Source organism: Flavobacterium gawalongense (assembly GCF_007097265.1).
GTDB lineage: Bacteria > Bacteroidota > Bacteroidia > Flavobacteriales > Flavobacteriaceae > Flavobacterium > Flavobacterium gawalongense.
The window spans coordinates 66,584-88,908 of record NZ_VJZP01000010.1 but is presented as its reverse complement, the minus strand read 5'-3'; the positions used below and the strand labels follow the sequence as shown (position 1 = coordinate 88,908).

General features: G+C 33.7%; 19 protein-coding genes and 3 tRNA genes. 11 read left to right on the top strand and 11 right to left on the bottom strand.

Annotated elements, in window-relative coordinates; genetic code table 11:
• The first annotated feature begins 24 nt into the window (after positions 1–24).
• Entirely contained in the window at positions 25–1,566 is a 1,542-nt protein-coding gene (locus FNW38_RS07750; RefSeq protein WP_143386759.1) for an acyl-CoA carboxylase subunit beta, read from the top strand.
• A gap of 164 nt (positions 1,567–1,730) precedes the next feature.
• Here FNW38_RS07750 and FNW38_RS07745 read toward each other — a convergent pair whose 3' ends face one another.
• Positions 1,731–2,363: a serine protease gene (locus FNW38_RS07745; RefSeq protein ID WP_262710401.1), complete on the bottom strand. Its 633-nt coding sequence runs from the start codon at positions 2,361–2,363 to the stop codon at positions 1,731–1,733.
• Positions 2,364–2,820: 457 nt separating this feature from the next.
• Here FNW38_RS07745 and FNW38_RS07740 point away from each other — a divergent pair, with 457 nt between their 5' ends.
• The 4 genes from FNW38_RS07740 (at position 2,821) to FNW38_RS07725 (ending at position 7,331) form a co-directional block, all read left to right on the top strand.
• Positions 2,821–3,780, top strand: a complete 960-nt coding sequence (locus FNW38_RS07740) for an aldo/keto reductase (protein ID WP_143386757.1) — start codon at positions 2,821–2,823, stop codon at positions 3,778–3,780.
• 536 nt (positions 3,781–4,316) lie between these two features.
• Positions 4,317–4,967, top strand: a complete 651-nt coding sequence (locus tag FNW38_RS07735) for a GNAT family N-acetyltransferase (protein ID WP_144064543.1) — start codon at positions 4,317–4,319, stop codon at positions 4,965–4,967.
• Positions 4,968–5,090: 123 nt separating this feature from the next.
• Positions 5,091–6,443 (top strand): NAD-dependent succinate-semialdehyde dehydrogenase, encoded by a 1,353-nt coding sequence (locus FNW38_RS07730; protein ID WP_144064544.1) that lies wholly within the window; start codon positions 5,091–5,093, stop codon positions 6,441–6,443.
• 51 nt (positions 6,444–6,494) lie between these two features.
• Positions 6,495–7,331 (top strand): hypothetical protein, encoded by an 837-nt coding sequence (locus tag FNW38_RS07725; protein ID WP_144064545.1) that lies wholly within the window; start codon positions 6,495–6,497, stop codon positions 7,329–7,331.
• A 132-nt stretch (positions 7,332–7,463) separates the two neighbouring features.
• On the opposite strand, the gene can is transcribed toward FNW38_RS07725, so the two are convergent.
• From can to FNW38_RS07710, 3 genes are all read right to left on the bottom strand, one after another.
• Positions 7,464–8,099, bottom strand: coding sequence for a carbonate dehydratase (gene can / locus FNW38_RS07720; RefSeq protein ID WP_143386753.1), 636 nt, complete (start codon positions 8,097–8,099; stop codon positions 7,464–7,466).
• A 90-nt stretch (positions 8,100–8,189) separates the two neighbouring features.
• Positions 8,190–9,851 carry a SulP family inorganic anion transporter gene (locus FNW38_RS07715; RefSeq protein ID WP_143386752.1) on the bottom strand — a complete coding sequence of 554 codons (1,662 nt, stop codon included), beginning with the start codon at positions 9,849–9,851 and terminating at the stop codon, positions 8,190–8,192.
• Positions 9,852–9,940: 89 nt separating this feature from the next.
• Entirely contained in the window at positions 9,941–10,222 is a 282-nt protein-coding gene (locus tag FNW38_RS07710; RefSeq protein WP_143386751.1) for a hypothetical protein, read from the bottom strand.
• A 740-nt stretch (positions 10,223–10,962) separates the two neighbouring features.
• On the opposite strand from FNW38_RS07710, the gene FNW38_RS07705 reads away from it, so the two are divergent.
• Positions 10,963–12,009, top strand: a complete 1,047-nt coding sequence (locus FNW38_RS07705; RefSeq protein WP_143386750.1) for an outer membrane beta-barrel protein — start codon at positions 10,963–10,965, stop codon at positions 12,007–12,009.
• A gap of 315 nt (positions 12,010–12,324) precedes the next feature.
• Here FNW38_RS07705 and FNW38_RS07700 read toward each other — a convergent pair whose 3' ends face one another.
• The 5 genes from FNW38_RS07700 to FNW38_RS07680 all read right to left on the bottom strand — a co-directional run bounded on the left by FNW38_RS07700 (position 12,325) and on the right by FNW38_RS07680 (position 17,865).
• Positions 12,325–13,227: an N-acetylmuramoyl-L-alanine amidase gene (locus tag FNW38_RS07700; protein ID WP_143386749.1), complete on the bottom strand. Its 903-nt coding sequence runs from the start codon at positions 13,225–13,227 to the stop codon at positions 12,325–12,327.
• A gap of 34 nt (positions 13,228–13,261) precedes the next feature.
• Positions 13,262–13,729 (bottom strand): hypothetical protein, encoded by a 468-nt coding sequence (locus FNW38_RS07695; protein ID WP_143386748.1) that lies wholly within the window; start codon positions 13,727–13,729, stop codon positions 13,262–13,264.
• A 42-nt stretch (positions 13,730–13,771) separates the two neighbouring features.
• Complete coding sequence (rimO, locus tag FNW38_RS07690; RefSeq protein WP_143386747.1) at positions 13,772–15,085, bottom strand: 30S ribosomal protein S12 methylthiotransferase RimO; 1,314 nt, start codon at positions 15,083–15,085, stop codon at positions 13,772–13,774.
• Between the two features lie 264 nt (positions 15,086–15,349).
• Positions 15,350–16,855 (bottom strand): OmpP1/FadL family transporter, encoded by a 1,506-nt coding sequence (locus FNW38_RS07685; protein ID WP_143386746.1) that lies wholly within the window; start codon positions 16,853–16,855, stop codon positions 15,350–15,352.
• Positions 16,856–16,902: 47 nt separating this feature from the next.
• Positions 16,903–17,865, bottom strand: a complete 963-nt coding sequence (locus tag FNW38_RS07680) for a hypothetical protein (RefSeq protein ID WP_143386745.1) — start codon at positions 17,863–17,865, stop codon at positions 16,903–16,905.
• 101 nt (positions 17,866–17,966) lie between these two features.
• Here FNW38_RS07680 and proS point away from each other — a divergent pair, with 101 nt between their 5' ends.
• From proS to rpsT, 5 genes are all read left to right on the top strand, one after another.
• Positions 17,967–19,445, top strand: coding sequence for a proline--tRNA ligase (gene proS, locus FNW38_RS07675; protein WP_143386744.1), 1,479 nt, complete (start codon positions 17,967–17,969; stop codon positions 19,443–19,445).
• Between the two features lie 78 nt (positions 19,446–19,523).
• Positions 19,524–19,595, top strand: a tRNA-Glu gene (locus FNW38_RS07670).
• A gap of 46 nt (positions 19,596–19,641) precedes the next feature.
• Positions 19,642–19,713: transfer RNA gene (locus tag FNW38_RS07665), tRNA-Glu, on the top strand.
• Between the two features lie 37 nt (positions 19,714–19,750).
• Positions 19,751–19,822: transfer RNA gene (locus tag FNW38_RS07660), tRNA-Glu, on the top strand.
• Positions 19,823–19,854: 32 nt separating this feature from the next.
• The gene (rpsT, locus tag FNW38_RS07655; RefSeq protein WP_035673520.1) at positions 19,855–20,106 is read left to right on the top strand and encodes a 30S ribosomal protein S20; all 252 of its coding nucleotides are present in this window, start codon (positions 19,855–19,857) and stop codon (positions 20,104–20,106) included.
• A 74-nt stretch (positions 20,107–20,180) separates the two neighbouring features.
• Here rpsT and FNW38_RS07650 read toward each other — a convergent pair whose 3' ends face one another.
• Positions 20,181–20,588 carry a response regulator gene (locus tag FNW38_RS07650; protein ID WP_143386743.1) on the bottom strand — a complete coding sequence of 136 codons (408 nt, stop codon included), beginning with the start codon at positions 20,586–20,588 and terminating at the stop codon, positions 20,181–20,183.
• A complete protein-coding gene (locus FNW38_RS07645) occupies positions 20,588–22,303 on the bottom strand; it encodes a PAS domain-containing sensor histidine kinase (protein WP_143386742.1) in 1,716 nt (571 codons plus the stop codon). Before FNW38_RS07645 ends, FNW38_RS07650 begins: the two co-directional genes overlap by 1 nt.
• Between the last annotated feature and the right edge of the window lie 22 nt (positions 22,304–22,325).

Below are 22,325 nucleotides of genomic sequence, written 5' to 3'. Positions count from 1 at the left end.
AATTAGCGGTAAAAAAAGAATAGTATGCAAGACAAAATAAAAACACTAAACGATAAAATTGCCGAAGCTCATTTGGGTGGCGGTAAAAACAGAATTGCAAAACAGCATTCCAATAAAAAACTGACTGCAAGAGAACGCGTCAATTATTTGATGGATGAAGGTTCTTTTGAAGAAATTGGGATGTTGGTAACGCACCGAACATCTGATTTTGGAATGGAAAAAGAGCTGTATTATGGTGACGGAGTCATTACAGGATACGGAACCATAAACGAACGATTGGTTTATATTTTTGCTCAGGATTTTACCGTTTTTGGCGGTTCGTTATCCGAAACACATGCCGAAAAAATCTGTAAAGTCATGGATATGGCAGTCAAAATGGGAGCACCAATGATTGGACTGAATGATTCTGGTGGAGCACGTATTCAGGAAGGTGTTCGTTCTTTGGGCGGTTATGCCGATATTTTTTACCGAAACGTACAAGCTTCGGGAGTAATTCCGCAAATTTCAGCTATTATGGGGCCTTGTGCAGGTGGAGCCGTTTATTCTCCTGCTATGACTGATTTTACGATGATGGTCGAAGACACCAGTTATATGTTTGTAACGGGACCGAATGTGGTGAAAACCGTGACCAATGAAACCGTGACTTCGGAGGAATTGGGTGGGGCGAGTACGCATTCTACCAAATCTGGTGTGGCGCATTGCACGTCAGCAAATGATGTGGAATGTCTGGAAGATTTGAAACGTTTGTTGAGTTATTTGCCACAAAGCAATAAAGAAACGCCCCGTAATTTACGGTACGAACTGAATGATGAGGTACGTACTAAATTAGCAACTATTATTCCGGATAATCCCAACAAACCGTACGATATGCACGAAGTCATCGGTGGAATTATTGACGAAGATTCGTTTTTTGAAATTCATAAAAATTATGCCGAAAATATTCTCGTGGGTTTTGCCCGATTGGGAGGAAAAAGCATTGGGATTATAGCCAACCAACCGATGATTTTAGCCGGTTGTCTTGATGTGAACAGTTCGAAAAAAGCGGCTCGATTTACTCGTTTTTGCGATTGTTTTAATATTCCGCTATTGGTTTTAGTGGACGTACCTGGCTTTTTACCGGGAACCGACCAAGAGTGGAACGGGATTATCGTGCACGGTGCTAAATTGTTATATGCCCTGAGCGAAGCGACCGTGCCGAGAGTGACCGTGATTACCCGTAAAGCCTATGGTGGCGCGTATGATGTGATGAACTCGAAACACATTGGTGCCGACATGAATTTTGCCTGGCCAACTGCCGAAATTGCCGTTATGGGAGCCAAAGGCGCCTCTGAAATTATCTTCAAGAAAGAAATTAACGAAGCCGAAGACCATGAAGCAAAACTGTTGGAAAAAGAAGCAGAATATGCCGATTTGTTTGCCAATCCGTACACCGCAGCGCAACGTGGTTTTGTGGATGAGGTAATCCTCCCGCAAGACACCCGACGCAAATTGATAAAAGCGTTTAGTATGTTGGAAAACAAAGTAAGTGTTACTCCTAATAGAAAACACGGGAATATTCCTTTGTAGTTTTTTATAAGAATTGAAAAACCACCTGATGATTTAGGTGGTTTTTAGTTATATGATTAGAGCTTTTTCTGTTGTTAGTAATTAAGAAATCTTAAAAAGAAGTTTTTTTCAATAAACTTCGAAATAATAATTTTCCATGTAAATTTATAAAAATGTTATTATACTTATTTTATTAAATCTGAAAGATAAAATGCGGGTGTTAATGCGGTCAGTTTACCTCCAGTTCCATCAGCTAGTGTTCCGTGTATAAAACCAAGTAGTTTTGTTCCGTTTCCTGTCAACTTCATAACTCCAGATTCTATTATAGATAAATCATACACAGGACCGCCACTGTATCCTTCAGTACTTGGATTCTCTAATATTATAAATGTTTGGGGTGTTTTAATGTCAAACCTATTTAATGTAAGTAAACCACTTGAGGGAAAAGTCCTATACGTTAAGGGCGAAAAATAGCCTAGTATACCTAGACCTAAAGGGAATCCTATTATTGTTAATTGAGTATTTCTAGATATTGATTTTGGAGTTGTATCAATCATTTCATATGGTATAAATCTTTGCTGAAGATATTTTGATATTAGCTCTTTTGAAGGATTCAATTCTAAAATAGACAAGTCTGCTTCTTTATGATCAATCCATTTAATTGGATTTGCAAGCTGCTTTAAATCTAATTTAATGGGTTTATTGTTTTCTCCTTGAATTATGACATAAGCAGTTGAATCCATTACTTTTGAAACATGTGTCGCAGTAACAATATATAATTTATGGTCTTTTTCAATAAAACTACCTGTTCCAGTTATATCATTTATATTTATTTGTTTTTCTAAGGTTTACAACTGTAATGGCTAATTGGTCAGCATTTAGAATGATGGATGGATTGTTTTCTTGTGCATTCATACTTAAATTTAATATAATTAAGATTAGAAAAGAGGTAAGTTTTTTTTTCATGTCATTTTTGTCAAATTGGCTACTAATAAAATATATCTGTTTCCCGTAAAAATAACTAAAACAATCCTTACTTAAGAATTATCTTATTAACATGATTTTGTTAGTTTACAAATTACAGTCACTTTTTTAAACATTCTTTACGGTTTTCCGTAAAAGGAGAAATTTTTTTAATCAGGGAAGTTCACGTCTTGTCTTTCTTTGATTTATTAAAACACTGGTTGGTGTTTTTTTATTACTAATTGACATTTTACTATCTTTCGCAACTGATTAAAACACCTAAATTAGAATTTGATTAAAAAAAACAAATAAATGAAATACAACAGATGTGGAAAAAGCGGTTTGTTATTACCGCAAATTTCTTTAGGATTATGGCATAACTTCGGTTCGGTGGATAGTTTTGAAAATGGAGAAAACATTGTAAAAGCAGCTTTTGATAAGGGAATTACCCATTTTGATTTGGCTAACAATTACGGTCCGGTTCCGGGTTCTGCAGAGACCAATTTTGGCAAAATCCTGAAGAATAATTTTCAGGGAAACCTACGCGATGAAATCGTAATTACGACCAAAGCCGGTTACACCATGTGGAATGGTCCTTATGGCGACTGGGGTTCCCGTAAATATTTATTATCGAGTTTAGACCAGAGTTTGAAGCGAATGAATTTGGATTATGTGGATATTTTTTATTCGCATCGTTTTGATCCTGAAACGCCTTTGGAAGAAACCATGATGGCTTTGGATTATGCCGTGCGAAGCGGGAAAGCGTTGTATGCTGGAATTTCTAATTATAATGCGGAACAAACCAGAGAAGCCACCGAAATCCTAAAACGATTAGGAACACCTTGCCTGATTCATCAAGTAAAATACTCGATGTTTGTTAGAGAACCAGAAGAGGGTTTACTGGACGTTCTGGAAGAAAAAGGAGTGGGATGTATTGCTTTTTCGCCTTTGGCACAAGGACTTTTAACGGATAAATACCTGAAAGGAATTCCGGAAAATTCAAGAGCTTCGAATCCAAATGGACATTTGCAATTAGAAGAAGTTTCTGAAGCAAAAGTGCAAAAGATTATAGCGTTGAACGAAATAGCGAAAGGACGAAATCAGTCTTTGGCACAAATGGCTTTGGCTTGGTTATTAAAAGACAACCGAATTACTTCGGTTTTGATTGGCGCCAGTTCTGTTGGTCAATTAAATAATAATATTGACAGTTTACAGAATCTGGATTTTTCCGCAGCCGAATTATTGGAGATTGAAGGGATTTTGGGACAATAAAAAGGGTGAAAGTTAACTTTTACTCTTTTTTTCAATATAATTTTCCAAAATTAATTTTTAGGCTTAATAATCGCAGCGATTCCACCACCAATTGCCAAACGAAAAATCAGCTAAGTCAGAGGGGAATTGGAAAGTGGAAGATCTTAAAGAATCAGGAATAAAGATTCGAGACTATTTGCATAAGTATAATGTGTGGTTTCTTCCATAACGATGTTTTTTGTGTATCGATATTTCAGGATGGGACAATATTGAAAATCCGAAATTTAGTACTGGCAACTGTTTTTTTAGATTTTTTGTCTAATAAATAAGCCCATTTTTCAGTACAAAACATAAGTTATTTTGAATCATATATTCATCTGCAATACTCATTGCTTGTGAAATAATAGCTAAACCGTACTCAATTTGTTCTTCATTTTAATCATTTTAGGAACAATAAAAAATATTTCCCCCCAACGATAAGGCGTATAATTCTAATTCTCTTAATTTAGCGCCAATCTTTTTATAACTTTATTAGTATTCAAAGGAGTCGTCAATTTATGAAAAAAGAAATTTTAGGGAAATACACTTTACAAACTCCTTTACCGGAACATGCAAAACAACAAGCGAAATTGCAAGAAATAGTTTTTCCTACTTTGTCTGCTGAAGAATTAATTACTGAAGAAAAATACAAAAAACATTTGGAGATTTTTCCTGAAGGACAGTTTGTCGTTTTAGATGGTGATAAAGTAATTGCTTCTTCAACAACTCTACGTCAAAATTATCACAAAGGGCAGCATACTTTTTTAGAGATTTCGGATGATTTATGGTTGGGAACACACGATCCTAAAGCCGAATGGATTTATGGGTTGGATGTTTCTGTTCATCCGGATTACCAAGGAAAAGGTGTTGGAAGGGAAATTTATAATGCGCGTCAGGATGTGGCCAAGGCATTAGGTTGCAAAGGACAAATGACAGCTGGGATGCCTATTGGTTATGACAAAGTAAAAGGTCAAATGACAATTGCAGAATATTGTGATAAATTAATCAAAGGTGAAATCATAGACCCAACTGTTACGGCTCAAACCAAATGCGGATTCATTCTGGTGGAACCATTATTCGATTATTTAGATGATCCTAGAAGCGGAAATTGTTCGGTTTTGATGTATTGGCCTTTGGATCCAAACACTAAATTAAGCGAGAACCATTAAAAAAGTGTTCAGCTCGCAGTATTCAGTCGCAGTTACCAGCTAAACAAAATTCGATTTATTGTTGAACTTAATAAGCTTATTGTCTTAATGGTTCAAAAGTAAAAACTTTAAACAAAAAATAAAATGATATTCAAATCAATAAACCCATTTTCAAGAGCGATTATTGCAGAACACGAAGTGTTGACGAATGCACAATTGAATCAAAAACTGAAATTATCAGAAAGTGCTTTTAAGAATTGGCGGAATGCATCTTTTCAGGAGAGGGCTGATAAAATGAAAAAATTGGCTAATATTCTGAGAGTAAACAAAGAAGAGTTGGGATTACTCATTACCAATGAAATGGGTAAAATTCTATCTGAAGGAATTAGCGAAGTGGAAAAATCAGCCGGAAACTGTGATTTTTATGCGGAGAATGCAGAAAAAATGCTGAAGGATCAGCAGTATGACACGCCTTTCAGAAGCCTGTCTGTTTATGACCCAATGGGAGCCGTTTTTGCGATTATGCCTTGGAATTACCCTTTTTGGCAAGTACTTCGTTATGCCGCACCGGCAATTATGGCGGGTAATGTGACGTTTTTGAAACATGCACCAAATGTTATTGGCTGTGCCAAAGCTATTGAAAGTGCATTTTTGGAAGCTGGTTTTCCAGAAGGTGTTTTTCAACAAATAACTATAGATATTACACAAGTGGAAAGTGTAATCGCTTCGGATATTGTCTGTGGCGTAACTTTGACAGGGAGTGAAATGGCGGGTTCTTCTGTAGCTTCATTGGCTGGAAAGCACATCAAAAAATCAGTTATGGAGTTGGGCGGTTCGGATGCATTTATTGTTTTGAATGATGCCAATCTTGAAAAAGCAGCTACTATCGCCACTCAATCCAGAATGCTTAATGCCGGTCAGGCTTGTATTTGTGCCAAACGTTTTATTGTTACTGAAAAAGTTGCCGATGAATTTGCAGGCCTTCTTGCCCAAAAAATTAATGCATTGCAGCAAGGAAATCCATTGAAGAGCGGAATCAATATGGGGCCTTTGGCTCGATTGGATTTGGCCGAAAAATTGAGTCGTCAATTAGAAAAATCGTTGCAGCAAGGTGCGAAATTAGTGGTAGGAGGGGTGCGTGAAGATTGCAATTTCCAACCTACATTAATTGATTTTGTGGATTCCAATAATATTGCTTTTCAAGAAGAAATTTTTGGTCCATTGGCAACCCTAATTAGAGCTAAAGATGAAAATGATGCTGTTGCGATAGCCAATAATCATAGATATGGATTGGCATCGGCAATTTGGACCGAAGATCGTGAAAATGCATATAGATTGGCACGAAAAATTGAAGCAGGAAATGTTTTTATAAACGCATTGGTGCGTTCTGATTCCAGAATTCCTTTTGGAGGAATAAAAAAATCAGGTTACGGAAGAGAATTGTCTGACATTGGAATAAAAGAATTTATGAATATGAAATCGATAATCATCGAATAATTATAATTAAGAATAGAAATCGAATTTTAAAATTAACAACCAAAATCAAGCATGAAAAAAGCAGGACTTATTTTTGTATTAATGTTGACGAATAGCATACTATTTGCACAAGAAAATGCCATTGACACCGTAAAAGTTAAAAAAAAATGGGATATAAATCTCGATATTGCCAGTCGATATATTTGGAGAGGACAATCTTGGGGAGGTAAATATCCTGTAGCACAATTGTATGGAAATTATAATGTGAGTGATAAATTCTCTGTGGGTTTTTGGGCAACACACAATTTCAAAAAAGAATATTATGATGCAAATGGAGCTTCAAAAGGGTACCAAGAGTTAGATTTTATTTTTAATTATGCCATTACAGATTATTTGACTGTTTCATTGCAGGATTATTATTGGCCATCTACAGACAAACAAGAAGGCGTTTCAAATGATTTTTTCAATTTTGGGAATGATGGATCACAATCAATTGATTTGCAGTTTCTGTTTGATTTTTCTGAAAAAGGAGTGCCAATTTGGTTTACTTTAAGCACCTTAATTGCAGGAAATGATTTTAGATATAAAGATGAAAATGATGAAAAAGGAAAACAAAATTTCACTACTTATATGGAAATTGGATATGATTTTGAAGCTCCCTTAGGATTAAATATCGCTCCTGTTGTGGGAGCTGTTCTTAATAATAAAGCAGAATATTATACTTTTGCTGATTATAATAAACCCTCATTTGTTAACCTAGGATGCACTGTGTCAAAAGACATTCAATTAAGCGAAAGTATTACCATGCCAATTTGGTTAAATTATACTTATAATGCAGCTTCAAATAAAACTAATTTGGAACCATTTGGAAAACAATTTTTATTAGCGGGTGTGACTTTTACGTATTAAAGAAACTAAATCAGAGTTTATAAAAAAGAGGCTGTCTATGTTTTTAGACAGCCTCTTCCAGTATGGATGCAATACTTCTTAAAACGAAGAATTGTTGCTAATTATAATAGTAATAAGTACAAATGATTGCTTTTAGAATTTTAATTGATAAACTTGGTCCAAATCTTTTTCTGAACTGATATTGACATCCAAATCAGTTACGAAACCCGAATTCAATCCGTAAGCCCAACCATGTAAAGTTAAGTCCTGTCCGTTTTTCCAAGCAGATTGCACAATAGAAGTTTTGGCTAAATCAAAAACCTGTTCTTTTACGTTGAGTTCCACAAACTTATTGAAACGATCCGTTTCATTAATAATGGAATCCAAATAAATATGATGCAAACGGTATACGTCTTTTATGTGACGAATCCAGTTGTCAATAATACCGATAGATTCATTTCCCATCGCAGCTTTTATACCTCCGCAACCATAGTGGCCACAAACAAGTACATGCTTTACTTTTAAAACATTCACGGCGTAATCCAGAACACTTAACATATTCATGTCAGTATGGATTACCATATTGGCTATGTTTCTATGGACGAATACTTCTCCTGGTTTTGCTCCTACGATTTCATTAGCAGGAACTCTACTGTCAGAACAGCCAATCCATAATAATGGCGGTGTTTGGCCTTTAGCTAAATCTTCAAAATAATTTGGATCGCTGGCTAAAGAAGTTTCAACCCATTTTTTATTATTGTCTAATATTTTTTTATAAAAATCGCTCATTTTTTTGTTTTGTTAAAAATTATTAAAATCAATTTTTTTACTTAATAAAATAATTGAGATGAAAAAAGAGATTAATTAAAGGCTCGTTATTTATGATTTAATCATAAATTCTTCAGTGACGATTTCTCTTTTAATTGTTTTTCTTTTTGCAGCATCATAATAGTGCTCAACGGTAACTTTGTTTGTCGTCTCCTCACTATTTTCTAACTGATACGCTTTTTTAAACCCTTTAAGCTTAACTTTTATATTGTCATCTTTAGCTTTTATGGTTTTAAATTCATGGATTAAGTCCAAAATATCATGGGCAATGTAAACCGTATCCTGTGCATTAATAATTACTTTAGAATTTTCAGGAATATGATTTAATGTTAACTTGATTGCTGCTTTATTTAAAAAAGAAACTTCTTGTGCTAAATCGATATGAATGACATCGCCATCTGCATACTCTTCTTTTCTAAAATAGTACGCTCGTTTAAGGTTGCCTTTCAAAATAAATATAATACTGATGACAATCCCCAGAGCAACACCTTTTAATAAATCGGTGAATACAACGGCTGATAAAGTGGCGATAAAAGGCACAAATTGGTATTTTCCTTTTTTCCAAAAATGCTTGAATGTTGATGGTTTAGCCAGTTTATATCCCACTAATAGTAATATGGCTGCTAATGTAGCCAATGGGATTTTATTCAAGATTAGTGGAATTGTAACAACACTTACCAATAACAACACGCCATGAATAATAGCAGACATTTTTGATTTTGCACCAGCATTGTTATTCGCAGAGGAACGAACAACAACCGAAGTCATTGGTAAACCACCTAAAAGGGAGCTGACAATATTTCCAATTCCCTGTGCTTTTAACTCTACGTTGGTATCGGTGTAACGCTTTTGAACATCCATTCTATCAGACGCTTCAATACACAATAGCGTTTCTATTGAAGCAACAATGGCAATCGTCAAGCCTACAATCCAGACTTTAGGATTAGTAATTCCAGAAAAATCAGGAGTAACTATAATTTGTTTGAATTCTTCAAAAGTCTTCGGAACCGGTAATGAAACCAAATGTTCTTTGGCTATAGCCAAAGAGCTTCCTGTTGATGTGAAAATTTCATTTAAAACAACACCAACGATAACGGCTATAAGTGCACCCGGAATTAATTTTAATTTTTTCAAAAAAGGAACCTTATCCCAAGCAATCAATATGATTAATGAGATTACAGTAATAATTATGGAGCCCAATTGAACATAGTCAAATATACCGAATAATGCAGAAAACATATTGCTTCCATCCGTTTGCATAAAGGATTGATCGCCCTCAAAATCACTGTCGTAGCCAAAAGCATGCGGCAGTTGCTTCATAATTATAATAATTCCGATTCCGGCCAACATTCCTTCAATAACATTTGTAGGGAAATAATTTGAAATAGTTCCTGCTTTGATGAATCCCAATGCCAATTGGATTAAACCTGCAATAAAAACTGCGGTTAAAAAAATATCAAAAGCACCTAAATCAGTAATTGCAGTAAGAATAATAGCTGTTAAACCAGCTGCAGGTCCGGTGACACTTAAATGTGATTTACTCAAATAACCTACAACTATCCCGCCAATAACGCCAGAAATAATTCCCGAAAATAACGGTGCACCAGAAGCCATCGCAATACCTAAACACAATGGAAGCGCCACCAAAAAAACCACTAAACCAGACGCAAAATCAGATTTAAGGTTAGCAAAAAGATTGATTTTTTTTGTCATAATACCTTACTAAAAATTAAACACAAAAGACTTGCTCACATTACAAAAATGAGAGAATTAGATTTTAAAATATTAAAATCCACGATGTGTTAAACCTGTTCGGGTGGGGGAATGAATATAGTAGAAGCAATTGTATCGTGTTTGGACAAATTCTCTGACAGAATAAGACTTGAAGTTAGTCTTGATGATTTGATTCCTTCATATATAGTATTATAATGAAAAATTGCTTTAATCTGCTTGTGTGCTTGTTCTTCCTCAGAAAAACCATAGAAAATAGAAGTATCGGCACTTTTCTCTATGACACAAACAATCGTAGGTGTTAAAAGGAAAGCGACAAAAACAAACATTAATATTTGTGCGATTATCTTCATTACGGCAAAAATAGAGTTTAACAAATGAAATCAAAACTACTTCGCTAAATTTAAAATAAAATTAACATCTGTTTGGTTCGATAAAGAGAAATATTTCGGAAAAAGGTTTTTTTTAGGATATTAATATTTTGAAAAAATTAATAATTGACCTTTTTTAATAAATCTAAAAATGGTTTCAAATGTATCAAAGTGTTTATATGTTTGTGTATTTTTGCAATCTTCTTTTTATTTAACGGGATTGATACAATAACCTGTCATTATTATTTAGGATCTTATATTTCTAATTAAAAAACGAGGTTAATAATAGTGTTGTTTGTTTTTCTATTAAATTTAAAAATAGTAATCAATGCGTTTTTTAGTGGGGTATTTGTGTTTTTGTATTCAAAATATTGATAAAATGTCTTTTACAATAGATAGTTTTTTGTTTTAATACGTAAAAAAATAGGGGTTATGTAAATAAATGAATTATGAGATTTTTAAAATATATCATTAAAAAGATGGAAATATATATTATTTCCGAATGTTTCTTTGTTATCGATAATTCTTATCAAAAAGAGTCAAAAAAGTAATTATTATTTATTTAAGTAAAATAAAAGTTAATAAATTCGCCTCAGGAAAAAGGGTTTTGCCTACTAAATGAATAACTGTAAAAAAGGTTTTTTGATTTAAAAAAACACAACAAATAGTATAGATAAAAAATAATAACCAAACCAAATTAATAATTAAAACTAAACTTAAAGATGAAAAAAGCAGGACTAATTTTAGCATTAATGCTAACGACGGGCATGACATTTGCACAAGAAACGACACCAGCACCAGCTACAACTTTTGCAGGTTCAGCAGATATGTATTATAAATATGATTTTTCTAATCAACAAGGCAATGGTTTAACAAGTTTTACTGGCTCTCACAATTCATTTGAATTAGGAATGGCATCTATTGAAGCTTCACACAAAATGGGTAAAGCATCTGTTTTTGTAGATTTAGGTTTTGGAAGCAGAGCAAGTGAATTTACTTATAATGATGCCGCTAATACTTTTATGATTAAGCAATTAAACTTTACTTATGAGTTTTCGGATAAATTCAAAATGATAGCGGGTAGTTTTGGAACGCATATTGGATACGAATTATTAGATGCAGTAGATAACAAAAATTATAGTATGTCTTATGCTTTTACTAACGGACCGTTCTTTAATACCGGTGTTAAAGCACAATATACTTCAGGTAAGTTCAGTATCATGGCAGGTGTTACTAATCCAACCGATTTTAAATCAGCACTTGATGCAGGTTCTACTCAAAAAACGTTTATCGGTCAATTAGGATATGTTGGAGATACAGGAAGTGCATACTTTAACGTAACTTCTGGCAGTGTTAATCCTGTTTCTGATAAAAACGTAACTCAATTTGATTTTGTAGGTTCTAAAAAACTAAGTGATGCATTCTCTTTAGGATTTAATGGTACTTATGCAATGGTAGCGGATGATTTTGATAGTAATTTAGACGGAGAATGGTTTTCATTAGTAGGGTATGCCAGTTACGCTGTTAAAGAAAATGTTAGCTTAGCTTACAGATTAGAGTATTTTGATGATAAAGATGCACTTTCAGCAAATGCTATAGGTGGAAATATACTTGGAAATACTTTATCATTAAACTATAAAGTAGGAAACTTGACTATTATTCCTGAGATTAGATATGATAGTTCATCTGTAGATGTTTTCTCTGATAGCGATGCACTTCCGACAGGTTCAAACGCATATGTTTTACTTGCGACAACTTATACATTCTAATTTAAAAACAATATTTTTTTTTTTGCTGTCAAGATACTTTTAAGTGTTTTGGCAGCTTTTTTTTATTGAATATAAGTTAAAATTTTTATATAATGAGTTGGTTTAATAAAGGGTTTAACAATAAAACGGCTTTTTAGTCTTGCAAAAATTGCTTTGCTTTCATGAAGCTTTTAAGTGCTTTGGCAGCTTTTTATTATTGAATAATAAGAGTGTCTTTATAAAGTAAGTTTGTTGGAAAAGGGGTTTAATAACAGCAAAGCGTCTTTTTGAACAATTCAAAAAGACGCTTTGCTGTTATTACTTTGGAACAATAAGTTATTGTTTCTTATATATAGAGTAGATAATATTCTTAGTGTTTTCATCTACTATGTCATCAACTTGAGATTGAACATAATGCAATTTAAATGCTGTAATGGCTGCCAAAAGATTCTTTGTGTCGTATCCTATGATTTGCAATCCTTGTTGAACATTAAAATCGAGAGGAGCAGTCTCTAATATTTCATCAGACCAAATTCCAAATCCTTTTTCAGCTAAAATTTTCCAAGGGAACAAAGCGCTTGGATCTTTTTTTCTGGTTGGAGCAATATCGGAATGGCCAATGATGTTTTGGGCAGGAATATTGTAGTCTTTTTTTAATTTAGTCAATAGTGCCAGTAGACTATTCATCTGTAATTCAGTAAAAGGCTCTGTGCCGTTATTATCCAGTTCAATTCCTATAGATGTCGAGTTGATATCAGTATTTTTTCCCCATGAACCAGTTCCGGCATGCCAAGCTCTTAGATAATCATTCAACATTTGAACCACTTTGCCATTATCTGAAATTACATAATGGGCACTTACCTGCGTTTCAGTTTTTGTAAACGTTTTTACAGTTTGTTGTAGGGAATCTTGGGCGGTATGATGGATAATTATAAAGTTAGGCTTCCGCAAATTAAAATTTACAGTGCCTATCCATTCTGTATTGATACCATTTTGCAAAGGAGTAGACCCCATTTTTGAAATAGAATCTTTAAAAATATGCAATTGTTTTGCGTATAAAGTGTCGATACTTATTGCGGTTTCGGTAACAAAAGGCAAAGGCTGTGACTCTTTGGTTGAAATCTGATCCTTTAATGTTTTGAGTTTTTTGTCATATACTTTCTCACTGGCTTTGTAAGGATTAGTGGAGCAAGATGTAATTATAACAGCCGAAATCAGGCAGTAAAAGGATTTTCTCATATTTAAATTGCATTTTTATGTCCCAAAATACGGATTATCTGTTTTTTTTGGATTTTTTTGGATTTTTACTTTCTTGAGAAAATATTTTGTATTTTTCTTTTTGATCGTCGTTCAATAATTCCACAACCTTTCTTTCCGTATTTTCAGAAAGTATTTGGATATTTTTTATTTGATCGCTTTGATTCGTTTCTTGTTTTAATATAACCCCTTGTTGTTTTATGCTTTCTGTAAGTATGTTTGCAATAGCAATTTCCTGAAGTTCGTCAAGAACTAGAGCTGGTTTTAGTCTGACCATAATTTTACCAACAGTTTCTTCAACGGGAATTTCTTTTGGTTTTTCCTGGCTTCTACCTTGATCCATTCCACTATTCATGCGACCACTTCCATAACCGTTTCTACCATAACCTCCTCCGCCATAGCCACTATTTCCATATTGTGCGGAAATGGTATTAATAGATAATAACATAAATGCGCTCACTAATAATGACTGAACTATTTTCATATTAAATGTTTTAAAAAGGTTTTCAAAAACTATATTACAAATCTAAGCGGGCTCACCATACAAATCAAATTCTGTAGCCTCGATAATTTTTATCATCACAAATTCACCAGTTTTCACATAATGCTTTGAAGCATCAATTAAAACTTCGTTATCTACATCTGGACTGTCAAATTCAGTGCGTCCAACAAAATGACCACCTTCTTTTCTGTCGATGATACATTTGAATGTTTGACCTACTTTTTCTTGGTTTAAATCCCAGGAAATTTGAGATTGTAATTCCATAATTTCGTTGGCACGTTCTTGTTTTACTGTATCCGGAACATCGTCTTCCAATAAATACGCATGCGTATTTTCTTCGTGTGAATAAGAAAAACAACCCATTCTGTCAAATTTCATTTCTTGAACGAAATCTTTCAATATGTTGAAATCTTCTTGTGTTTCTCCAGGGTAACCTACAATCAAAGTCGTACGTATAGCCATTCCAGGAACAGCTTCACGGAAATCTTTCAATAATTTTGTTGTTTTCTCTTGAGTTGTTCCGCGACGCATCGATTTCAAAATAGAATCTGAAATGTGTTGCAACGGAATATCAATATAATTACAAATTTTTGGCTCGCGCTTCATGATTTCCAGAACGTCCATTGGGAAACCGGTAGGGAAGGCGTAGTGCAAACGAATCCATTCGATTCCTTCTACTTTTACCAAAGCTTCTAATAATTCACCAAGATTTCTCTTTTTGTAAAGATCCAGACCATAATAAGTCAAATCCTGAGCAATCAAAATCAATTCTTTCACGCCATTTTTAGCTAAACCTTCGGCTTCTTTTACCAATTTTTCAATGGTTTGTGAAACGTTTTTTCCTCGCATTAATGGAATCGCGCAAAAACTGCATGGTCTGTCGCAACCTTCGGAAATTTTTAAATACGCATAATTTTTTGGAGTCGTAGTCAATCGCTCACCCAGTAATTCATGCTTATAATCGGCACCTAAAGCTTTCAATAATTGTGGCAACTCCGTAGTACCAAAAAATTGATCCACATTTGGAATCTCTTTTTCTAAATCAGGTCGGTAACGCTCTGATAAACATCCCGTAACAAAAACTTTGTCTACTAATCCTCTCTCTTTTTTATCGGCATATTCCAAAATCATGTTTACTGATTCTGCCTTAGCATTATCAATAAATCCACAAGTATTTATGACAATAATATTTCCTTCTTCAGCTTCTGGAGCTTCGTGTGTGACGTCTTTTCCGCTTGCGCGAAGCTGTCCCATAAGCACTTCACTGTCATATACATTTTTCGAACACCCAAGAGTGATTACGTTGATTTTATTCTTTTTTAAAGACTTCGTTCTCATAGCATTATAGTCCCGATAATTTGGGAATTTTGCAAAATTACAATTTTTTATTCAAACTGAACTTGTTTCAATTTCTTTTCAATGTTTTTTATGAAGCTATTCCTGCTATACGTTGCAATCTCCCGAAAAAAAATCGGGAGGATTTTCACTGCAAACGAAGTTCACTGAACTCAAATGAAAATGAAAATTAAGTGAAGTAATCAGGGCTAAAAAAAATCCGTTCCATAATAACGAAACGGATTTTTAATAGTGTTTTTTTGTGAATTACAATTCAAACAATAAAGTCATAGTAATAGTATTATTGATAGAATTTATTTTAGCACCGTCTGTAAGTCCTTGACTAAAAAAACCTTGCTGAGAATTTCTTTCCGAAGATGAATACGATAAATCCACTTTGGTAGAACCGAAATTATAACCTAAACCTCCTGAATATCCTTTCAAATTACCAACAGTTGTTTTGTTTTTGTAGGGACTCTGTTCGTAACGGTATCCAGCTCTTAAGCTTAGTTTCTCAATTTTATATTCAGCACCCACTCTTACTTCGTTGGTTTTATCCAAAACTGAATTCATATAGCTGTTTACATCACTGAAATAAGAATCATTTTCAGGTTTGAATTTAGTGTTGCTATAATCTTTCATGGCATAATCAATACTTATCAGCCCTGATTTACCAAAAACATAAGCAAAACTTCCTGTCAGTTTACTTGGTGTTTGTAACTTGTATGGTGCGTAGTAATTTGTAATTTGAGGATCAACAACATCATTCGTGTCATCAACACCTGTTGCGCTGCTCACTACAACTAATCTTTGAGAAAATTCATCACTCAAGTGATACCAAGTTGATGATTCGTAGGCTAGTCCTAAACGAACTTCATTAGTGACTTTTGCAATAGCGCCCACTTGAAATGAAAACCCAGTTCCATAAGTATATAAATCATTGTCAAAACGCAATCTTGTTACGGTGTACTCATCAGTTAATGGGGCACTATTGTCTTCATAAAAACTGGTAGATTGTCTGTAATCTGTAAAATGAGAATTTAGGTTTATTCCCAAATACAACTGGTCTTTGTAAGAGGTTGCAGCATTAAAAGATAGTTTGCCGTTATAACCATCAGAACTAAAAGTGTTCTCATGATAATAATTTCCGCCTGCAGGAACATTTGAAATATATTGTGTGTTATTTGGGTTATTCTCATCTGCTGAATTTATTATATAACCCCAATATCCTAAATATGCTTGTTGCGCTCCATGATCTAAATTTCCATAGCTTGAGTTTTTCAATACATTTAGGGGGACTCCATCAGCATAACTTAAAAAATAGTTATCAACTGAATTATTTGGATTCGTTCCAGCAGAAAATAGAGAATTATTGTAATTATTTACATTGTCATAATTCACTCCCATTGAAAACTTTTTCCAATTACTATTTGAATTTCTGTTGTTAAAAACAAAAACACCTCCAGCTTGATTTAAATCAAAGGAATTATCTTTCTCGGTGGTTTCAGAGCCAAAATAATTGGAATTGTTTTTCGTATTGTAACTGCTTAATGTCACCGCAATCTGATTATTTGAAAAAACAGCAGCCCCTGCAGGATTTATATTAATAGAAGATAAATCACCTCCTAATGCTCCAAAAGCTCCGCCCATAGCTCTAAAACGTGCTGTGCCATTCAAATTGTCCTGCACATATCGGATCGCATCTGTTGTCTCTTGTGATTGTGCAGCACTAAAAGTGAAGCCTGTTAATAGTAGGAATAAATATTTTTTCATTTTTATTTCAGGTAAGGTTTAGTTTTTTATTCAAATAGACGTAAAAGTTATCTTCTTCCGCTTCCACCGCCAGATGATCTTCCACCGCCACCACTATTATTAGAATTATTTGAGCTTGGGCTATATGATCTTGAAGTTGAAGAATTGCTTTCGCTTCTTGAACTACTAGGTGTATAAGATCTTGTTGGAGTATAGCTTTCGCTGCGAGAACTGTTTGTGCTTGTTCTTCGGTTAGAATTACTGAAAGTATTATTCTGATTTTGATTTCTTGTGAAAGTAGGACTTGTTCTAGTACTATTATAAGTAGAATTTCTATTGTTTGTTCCTCTATAACTATTAGTTGGGTTTTGAGAATAATCCCTAGAAGTTCTGGTGCTATAATTTCTATTGCTGTTCACTCTGTTAGAATACGATGAACCTCTTCTGCTTGGATTGTATGAGTAATTGTTATAGTAACCAGATGAGTAACCTCCTCCATAATAAGGGTAATTCCAACCGTAGCTAGGATATTCCCAACCATAATAAGGATAGTTCCACCCGAAGCTAGAATAGCCATAACCATAATAAGGGTAGTTCCAGCCGAAGCCAGAATAACCATATCCGTAGCCATAATAAGGATAACCCAATCCATATCCTAACGAAAGACTCCAGTGATTAGGCGATACATTTATTATGGTTTCATGGGAATTGCTTCCCCATCCGCCATAATTGGAATAGGTTTGCTGAATGCTATCATTATCAGTGTTGTAATTGCTGTAATTATCCACATCGGTAAAAATATCCGCGGATTGATTGTTGTCCTGCAAAGAGCCAAAATAATTTTTGTAGTAATTATTTTGAGTATCTTGATTCTCTCTCACAATAGTTTTTTTAGCGGTATTTCCATAAATTCCATCCCCGTCGTAGTAAGAACTATTTTGGTAAGAACCACAAGAGGTTAACAGAATACTCAAAAACCCAACAACATAATAAATTGATGCGTTTTTAAGGGAAAAAGTACTAGTTTTCATATCTATGGGGTTTTTTATTGTTGGACAATACAAAAATAGTTAGTTTTGCGGAACTATTTAGTTAAAATTATTAAAACAAAATTTGTGCCAAACTATTCAATATGAGTAAGAACTTAACTACAAGATCAGAAGATTATTCAAAATGGTATAACGAGTTGGTTGTAAAAGCCGATTTAGCCGAAAATTCAGGAGTTAGAGGCTGTATGGTGATTAAACCGTACGGTTATGCAATATGGGAAAAAATGCAAGCTGAGTTGGACAGAATGTTTAAAGAAACGGGGCATCAAAATGCCTATTTTCCTTTATTTGTTCCGAAAAGCATGTTTGAGGCAGAAGAAAAAAATGCGGAAGGATTTGCAAAAGAATGTGCTATTGTAACGCATTATAGATTAAAAAACGATCCCGATAGACCAGGGAAACTTATGGTGGACCCTAATGCGAAACTGGAAGAAGAATTAATCGTTCGTCCAACTAGTGAAGCTATTATTTGGTCAACATACAAAGGATGGGTGCAATCCTATAGAGATTTACCTTTGTTGATTAATCAATGGGCAAATGTGGTGCGATGGGAAATGAGAACAAGATTGTTTTTACGAACTGCAGAATTTTTATGGCAAGAAGGACACACGGCTCATGCTACGAAAGCGGAAGCTATTGAAGAATCTGAAAAAATGATGCATGTATATGCTGAGTTTGCAGAGAATTTTATGGCAATACCGGTAATTAAAGGTTTTAAAACTGAAACAGAACGTTTTGCCGGGGCTGAGGAAACCTATTGTATAGAGGCTTTAATGCAAGATGGAAAAGCATTACAGGCAGGAACGTCTCACTTTTTAGGACAAAACTTTGCTAAAGCATTTGATGTTAAATTTGCTAATGCCGAAGGAAAGCAAGAACACGTTTGGGGAACTTCGTGGGGGGTTTCTACTCGATTAATGGGAGCTTTGGTGATGACACATTCGGATGATAAAGGATTGGTTTTACCTCCAAGTTTGGCGCCTATTCAGGTGGTAATTGTTCCAATTCACAAAACGGATGAACAATTAGAGGAAATAACAACTGTAGTTACTGATTTAGTTTCTCAATTGAAGAAATTAAAGATTGCGGTTAAATATGATGATAGAACTACGCAAAAACCAGGATTCAAATTCAATGAATATGAATTGAAAGGAGTGCCTATTAGAATTGCTGTTGGTCCAAAAGATTTAGAGAATGGTACTTTTGAAGTTGCAAGAAGAGATACATTGACTAAAGAAATTGTTTCAAAAGATGGAATTGTAACTTATATCAGCGATTTATTAGAGCAAATTCAAATTGATTTGTTTGATAAAGCTTTAAATTATCGCGACACGCATATTACTGAAGTAAATAGTTTTGATGAGTTTAAACAAGTTTTAGACACAAAAGGAGGCTTTGTATCAGCTCATTGGGATGGAACTGCAGCTACCGAAGAAAAAATTAAAGATCTTACTAAAGCCACTATTAGATGTATCCCTTTGGATAGGGTAGAAGAGGCGGGAAGCTGTGTATTTACTGGTGAAATTTCCAAAGGAAGAGTGCTGTTTGCTAAGGCTTATTAAAAAAAAATAAATTTTTTAGCATCTACTATTGTGCGTTTCAAAAATAGTTGTATTTTTGCATCCGCATTAGAGAAGCAGGGCCCGTTCGTCTATCGGTTAGGACGCATGGTTTTCATCCATGTAAGAGCGGTTCGATTCCGCTACGGGCTACATTTTTTTTGCAGATTTAAAGTCATCCCGAACTTAGAGGGAAAATGGCCCGTTCGTCTATCGGTTAGGACGCATGGTTTTCATCCATGTAAGAGCGGTTCGATTCCGCTACGGGCTACATTTCAATTTAGATTGATAAAAACTTAGGAGGATAAGGTCCGTTCGTCTAGGGGTTAGGACGCCAAGATTTCGTCTTGGTAACAGGGGTTCGATTCCCTTACGGACTACAAAAAATAGTAAAAGATAAAAAAGCAATAAAATGGCAAATCATAAATCAGCTCTAAAGAGAATTAGAAGTAACGAAAAGAGAAGAGTATTAAATAGATACCAACACAAAACTACTCGTAATGCAATCAAAGCGTTAAGAATAGCTACTGATAAAACAGATGCGACTTCTAAATTATCAAGTGTAATATCTATGATTGATAAATTAGCTAAGAAAAATATCATTCATGATAATAAAGCTTCTAATTTAAAGTCTAAATTAACGAAACATGTTGCTAAATTGTAATTAGTACAATTTTCAAAATAATTATAAAAAAAGCTCTCAATTTTATTGAGAGCTTTTTTTATGACATATAATTTTTATATTTTGTTTTTTAAGTATTCAAGCATTGATGTAGTTATGGGCTTCGATAAAAAATCGATGACCATAGGATATGATCTTGCTTTTTCTAAGTCTTCAGGGTCTATTGTTGAGGAGAGAACAACCACTTTTATGGTGTTGAATTCGGAATAATCATCAGTATTAAAAATATCTAAAAACTCCCATCCTCCCATTACTGGCATATTTAAATCTAAAAAGATTAATTGAGGATGTTTTTTTAATTCACTTTCAGAGTTAGTATGTTTTAGTTTATTAAAGTAATCAAGTGCTTCTTCTCCATTTTGAGAAGTGATTATTTCGTTTGAAAAGGATGCTTTAATGATTACTTTTTTGCATAACATAAGTGTTATGGGGTCGTCATCAACGCATAAAATTTGATCCAACATTATTGTTTGTTTTTAAATGTTAATGTGAATGTAGTTCCTTTGTTTACCTCGCTTTCAATGCTAATAGTTCCTCCCATAGTTTCAACCTGAGATTTCACAAGGTATAATCCCAGTCCTTTGCTGTCAGGATAATTATGGAATCTTTGGTAAAGCCCAAAAACTTTGTCTCTATTTCTTTCTAAATCTATTCCTATTCCGTTGTCTTTGAATATTAGATAAACAGTATCATCAACTTCATTAGCGTTAATTGTGATTTTAAGCTTTCTGTTTTCAGATTTGTACTTTATAGCATTTGTTAATAGATTTAACAATATGCTTTCTATGTAGGCTTTATTTGTGTTTAAAACAGAAACTTTTTCAAAATTAAGTTTAATTATAGGTTTGTACAGTTCTATTTGAAAGCTTAATTGATTAAAAACGTTTTCAAATATTTCTTTTAAAAGTACGGCTTCTTTTTGGATCGAAGGATTGTCTTTGATGATAATAACTTTTACTAAGTCATTAATCGTTTCGTTCAATAAATGCGTTGATTTATTAAAGCCGTTTAAAATTTCCTTTAATTCCTGATTCTCTATAGGGATATCTTCAATTAGGTTTAAAAGACCGGTGAGGTTTGATAATGGGGCTCTAAGATTATGCGAAGTAATATAGGAAAACTGTTTTAAGTCCTTATTATTTTGTGTTAATTCTCTAATAAGTTGCTCTTTTTCTTTTTCTTGTTTCTTTTCTTTAGAAACATCTCTTTGTATTGAAATCCAATGTGAAAGTTCATTTTCTGAGTTGTAAATAGGGATCATAGAGAAACGAACCCAATATTCCTCTTTGTTTTTTTTATAGCTGATAGTCTCAATTAAGCACTCTTCTTTATTTTTTAAAGCAGTAATCAATTTTTTATATTCTTGTTTGTCAGAATTTGGTCCTTTGAAAAGATTTGGAGTTTTTCCAATGACTTCCTCAGATTTATATCCGGACATGATAGAAAAAGCGGGATTAACATAAATTATTTTTGGTATCCGGGTATTGTTAGAATTTGCTTCGGTTATGATTATTGAGTCTTTGGATTGTGTAATTACGGTTTCTAATAATTTAAGTCTTTGTTCTTCTTCTTTTTGTTTTGTTATATCCTGTATTGCTCCAATCATTCTTATCGCTTTTCCCTCCTCGTCCTTAAGAAGAAATCCTCTGTCCAGGACATATTTATAAGAGTTGTCTGCACATCTAAATCGATATTGATCTTGCCATTTTTCTGTTTTTTGTTCTATAAACGAGTATAGTTTTATCGACATTTTAATGCTGTCTTCGGGATGAATTTTATCAAACCACCATGTTGAACTACCGCCTACCTGATCTTCTTTATAGCCAAAAACGTTTTCAATTCCTTTATTCCACGATAGATTGTCTTCTTGTATTTTCCAATCCCAAATAGTATCACTTGTTGCTTTTGCTACAATGTCATATTTTTCATTCGATTCTTTAATTTCGTCATTTGTATTCTTTAATTTTTCAAAAACAGCGATGTTTCTATTGTCGTTTTTTGATAAAATATATTTGTAAGCTATGCCTGTCAAAGAAATAAATACTAAATCTTTTATAAAGTTATAATATTGGTAATTAGTATTGTGGGTGTAATTTTGTAATAATTTATGGCAAATAATGGCCATAAATATGGAGATGAGAATGTAGGTTAGAGTTATTTGATTGGTTTTGTTTTTCATTACTCAAATATAATTAAATAAT

What these genes read in the sequence shown, in the direction of transcription:
- FNW38_RS07750 (WP_143386759.1), top strand. Translation starts at nt 25, where the DNA reads ATGCAAGACAAAATAAAAACACTAAACGATAAAATTGCCGAAGCTCAT.
- FNW38_RS07740 (WP_143386757.1), top strand. Translation starts at nt 2,821, where the DNA reads ATGAAATACAACAGATGTGGAAAAAGCGGTTTGTTATTACCGCAAATT.
- FNW38_RS07735 (WP_144064543.1), top strand. Translation starts at nt 4,317, where the DNA reads ATGAAAAAAGAAATTTTAGGGAAATACACTTTACAAACTCCTTTACCG.
- FNW38_RS07730 (WP_144064544.1), top strand. Translation starts at nt 5,091, where the DNA reads ATGATATTCAAATCAATAAACCCATTTTCAAGAGCGATTATTGCAGAA.
- FNW38_RS07725 (WP_144064545.1), top strand. Translation starts at nt 6,495, where the DNA reads ATGAAAAAAGCAGGACTTATTTTTGTATTAATGTTGACGAATAGCATA.
- can (WP_143386753.1), bottom strand. Translation starts at nt 8,099, where the DNA reads ATGAGCGATTTTTATAAAAAAATATTAGACAATAATAAAAAATGGGTT.
- FNW38_RS07715 (WP_143386752.1), bottom strand. Translation starts at nt 9,851, where the DNA reads ATGACAAAAAAAATCAATCTTTTTGCTAACCTTAAATCTGATTTTGCG.
- FNW38_RS07710 (WP_143386751.1), bottom strand. Translation starts at nt 10,222, where the DNA reads ATGAAGATAATCGCACAAATATTAATGTTTGTTTTTGTCGCTTTCCTT.
- FNW38_RS07705 (WP_143386750.1), top strand. Translation starts at nt 10,963, where the DNA reads ATGAAAAAAGCAGGACTAATTTTAGCATTAATGCTAACGACGGGCATG.
- FNW38_RS07700 (WP_143386749.1), bottom strand. Translation starts at nt 13,227, where the DNA reads ATGAGAAAATCCTTTTACTGCCTGATTTCGGCTGTTATAATTACATCT.
- FNW38_RS07695 (WP_143386748.1), bottom strand. Translation starts at nt 13,729, where the DNA reads ATGAAAATAGTTCAGTCATTATTAGTGAGCGCATTTATGTTATTATCT.
- rimO (WP_143386747.1), bottom strand. Translation starts at nt 15,085, where the DNA reads ATGAGAACGAAGTCTTTAAAAAAGAATAAAATCAACGTAATCACTCTT.
- FNW38_RS07685 (WP_143386746.1), bottom strand. Translation starts at nt 16,855, where the DNA reads ATGAAAAAATATTTATTCCTACTATTAACAGGCTTCACTTTTAGTGCT.
- FNW38_RS07680 (WP_143386745.1), bottom strand. Translation starts at nt 17,865, where the DNA reads ATGAAAACTAGTACTTTTTCCCTTAAAAACGCATCAATTTATTATGTT.
- proS (WP_143386744.1), top strand. Translation starts at nt 17,967, where the DNA reads ATGAGTAAGAACTTAACTACAAGATCAGAAGATTATTCAAAATGGTAT.
- rpsT (WP_035673520.1), top strand. Translation starts at nt 19,855, where the DNA reads ATGGCAAATCATAAATCAGCTCTAAAGAGAATTAGAAGTAACGAAAAG.
- FNW38_RS07650 (WP_143386743.1), bottom strand. Translation starts at nt 20,588, where the DNA reads ATGTTGGATCAAATTTTATGCGTTGATGACGACCCCATAACACTTATG.
- FNW38_RS07645 (WP_143386742.1), bottom strand. Translation starts at nt 22,303, where the DNA reads ATGAAAAACAAAACCAATCAAATAACTCTAACCTACATTCTCATCTCC.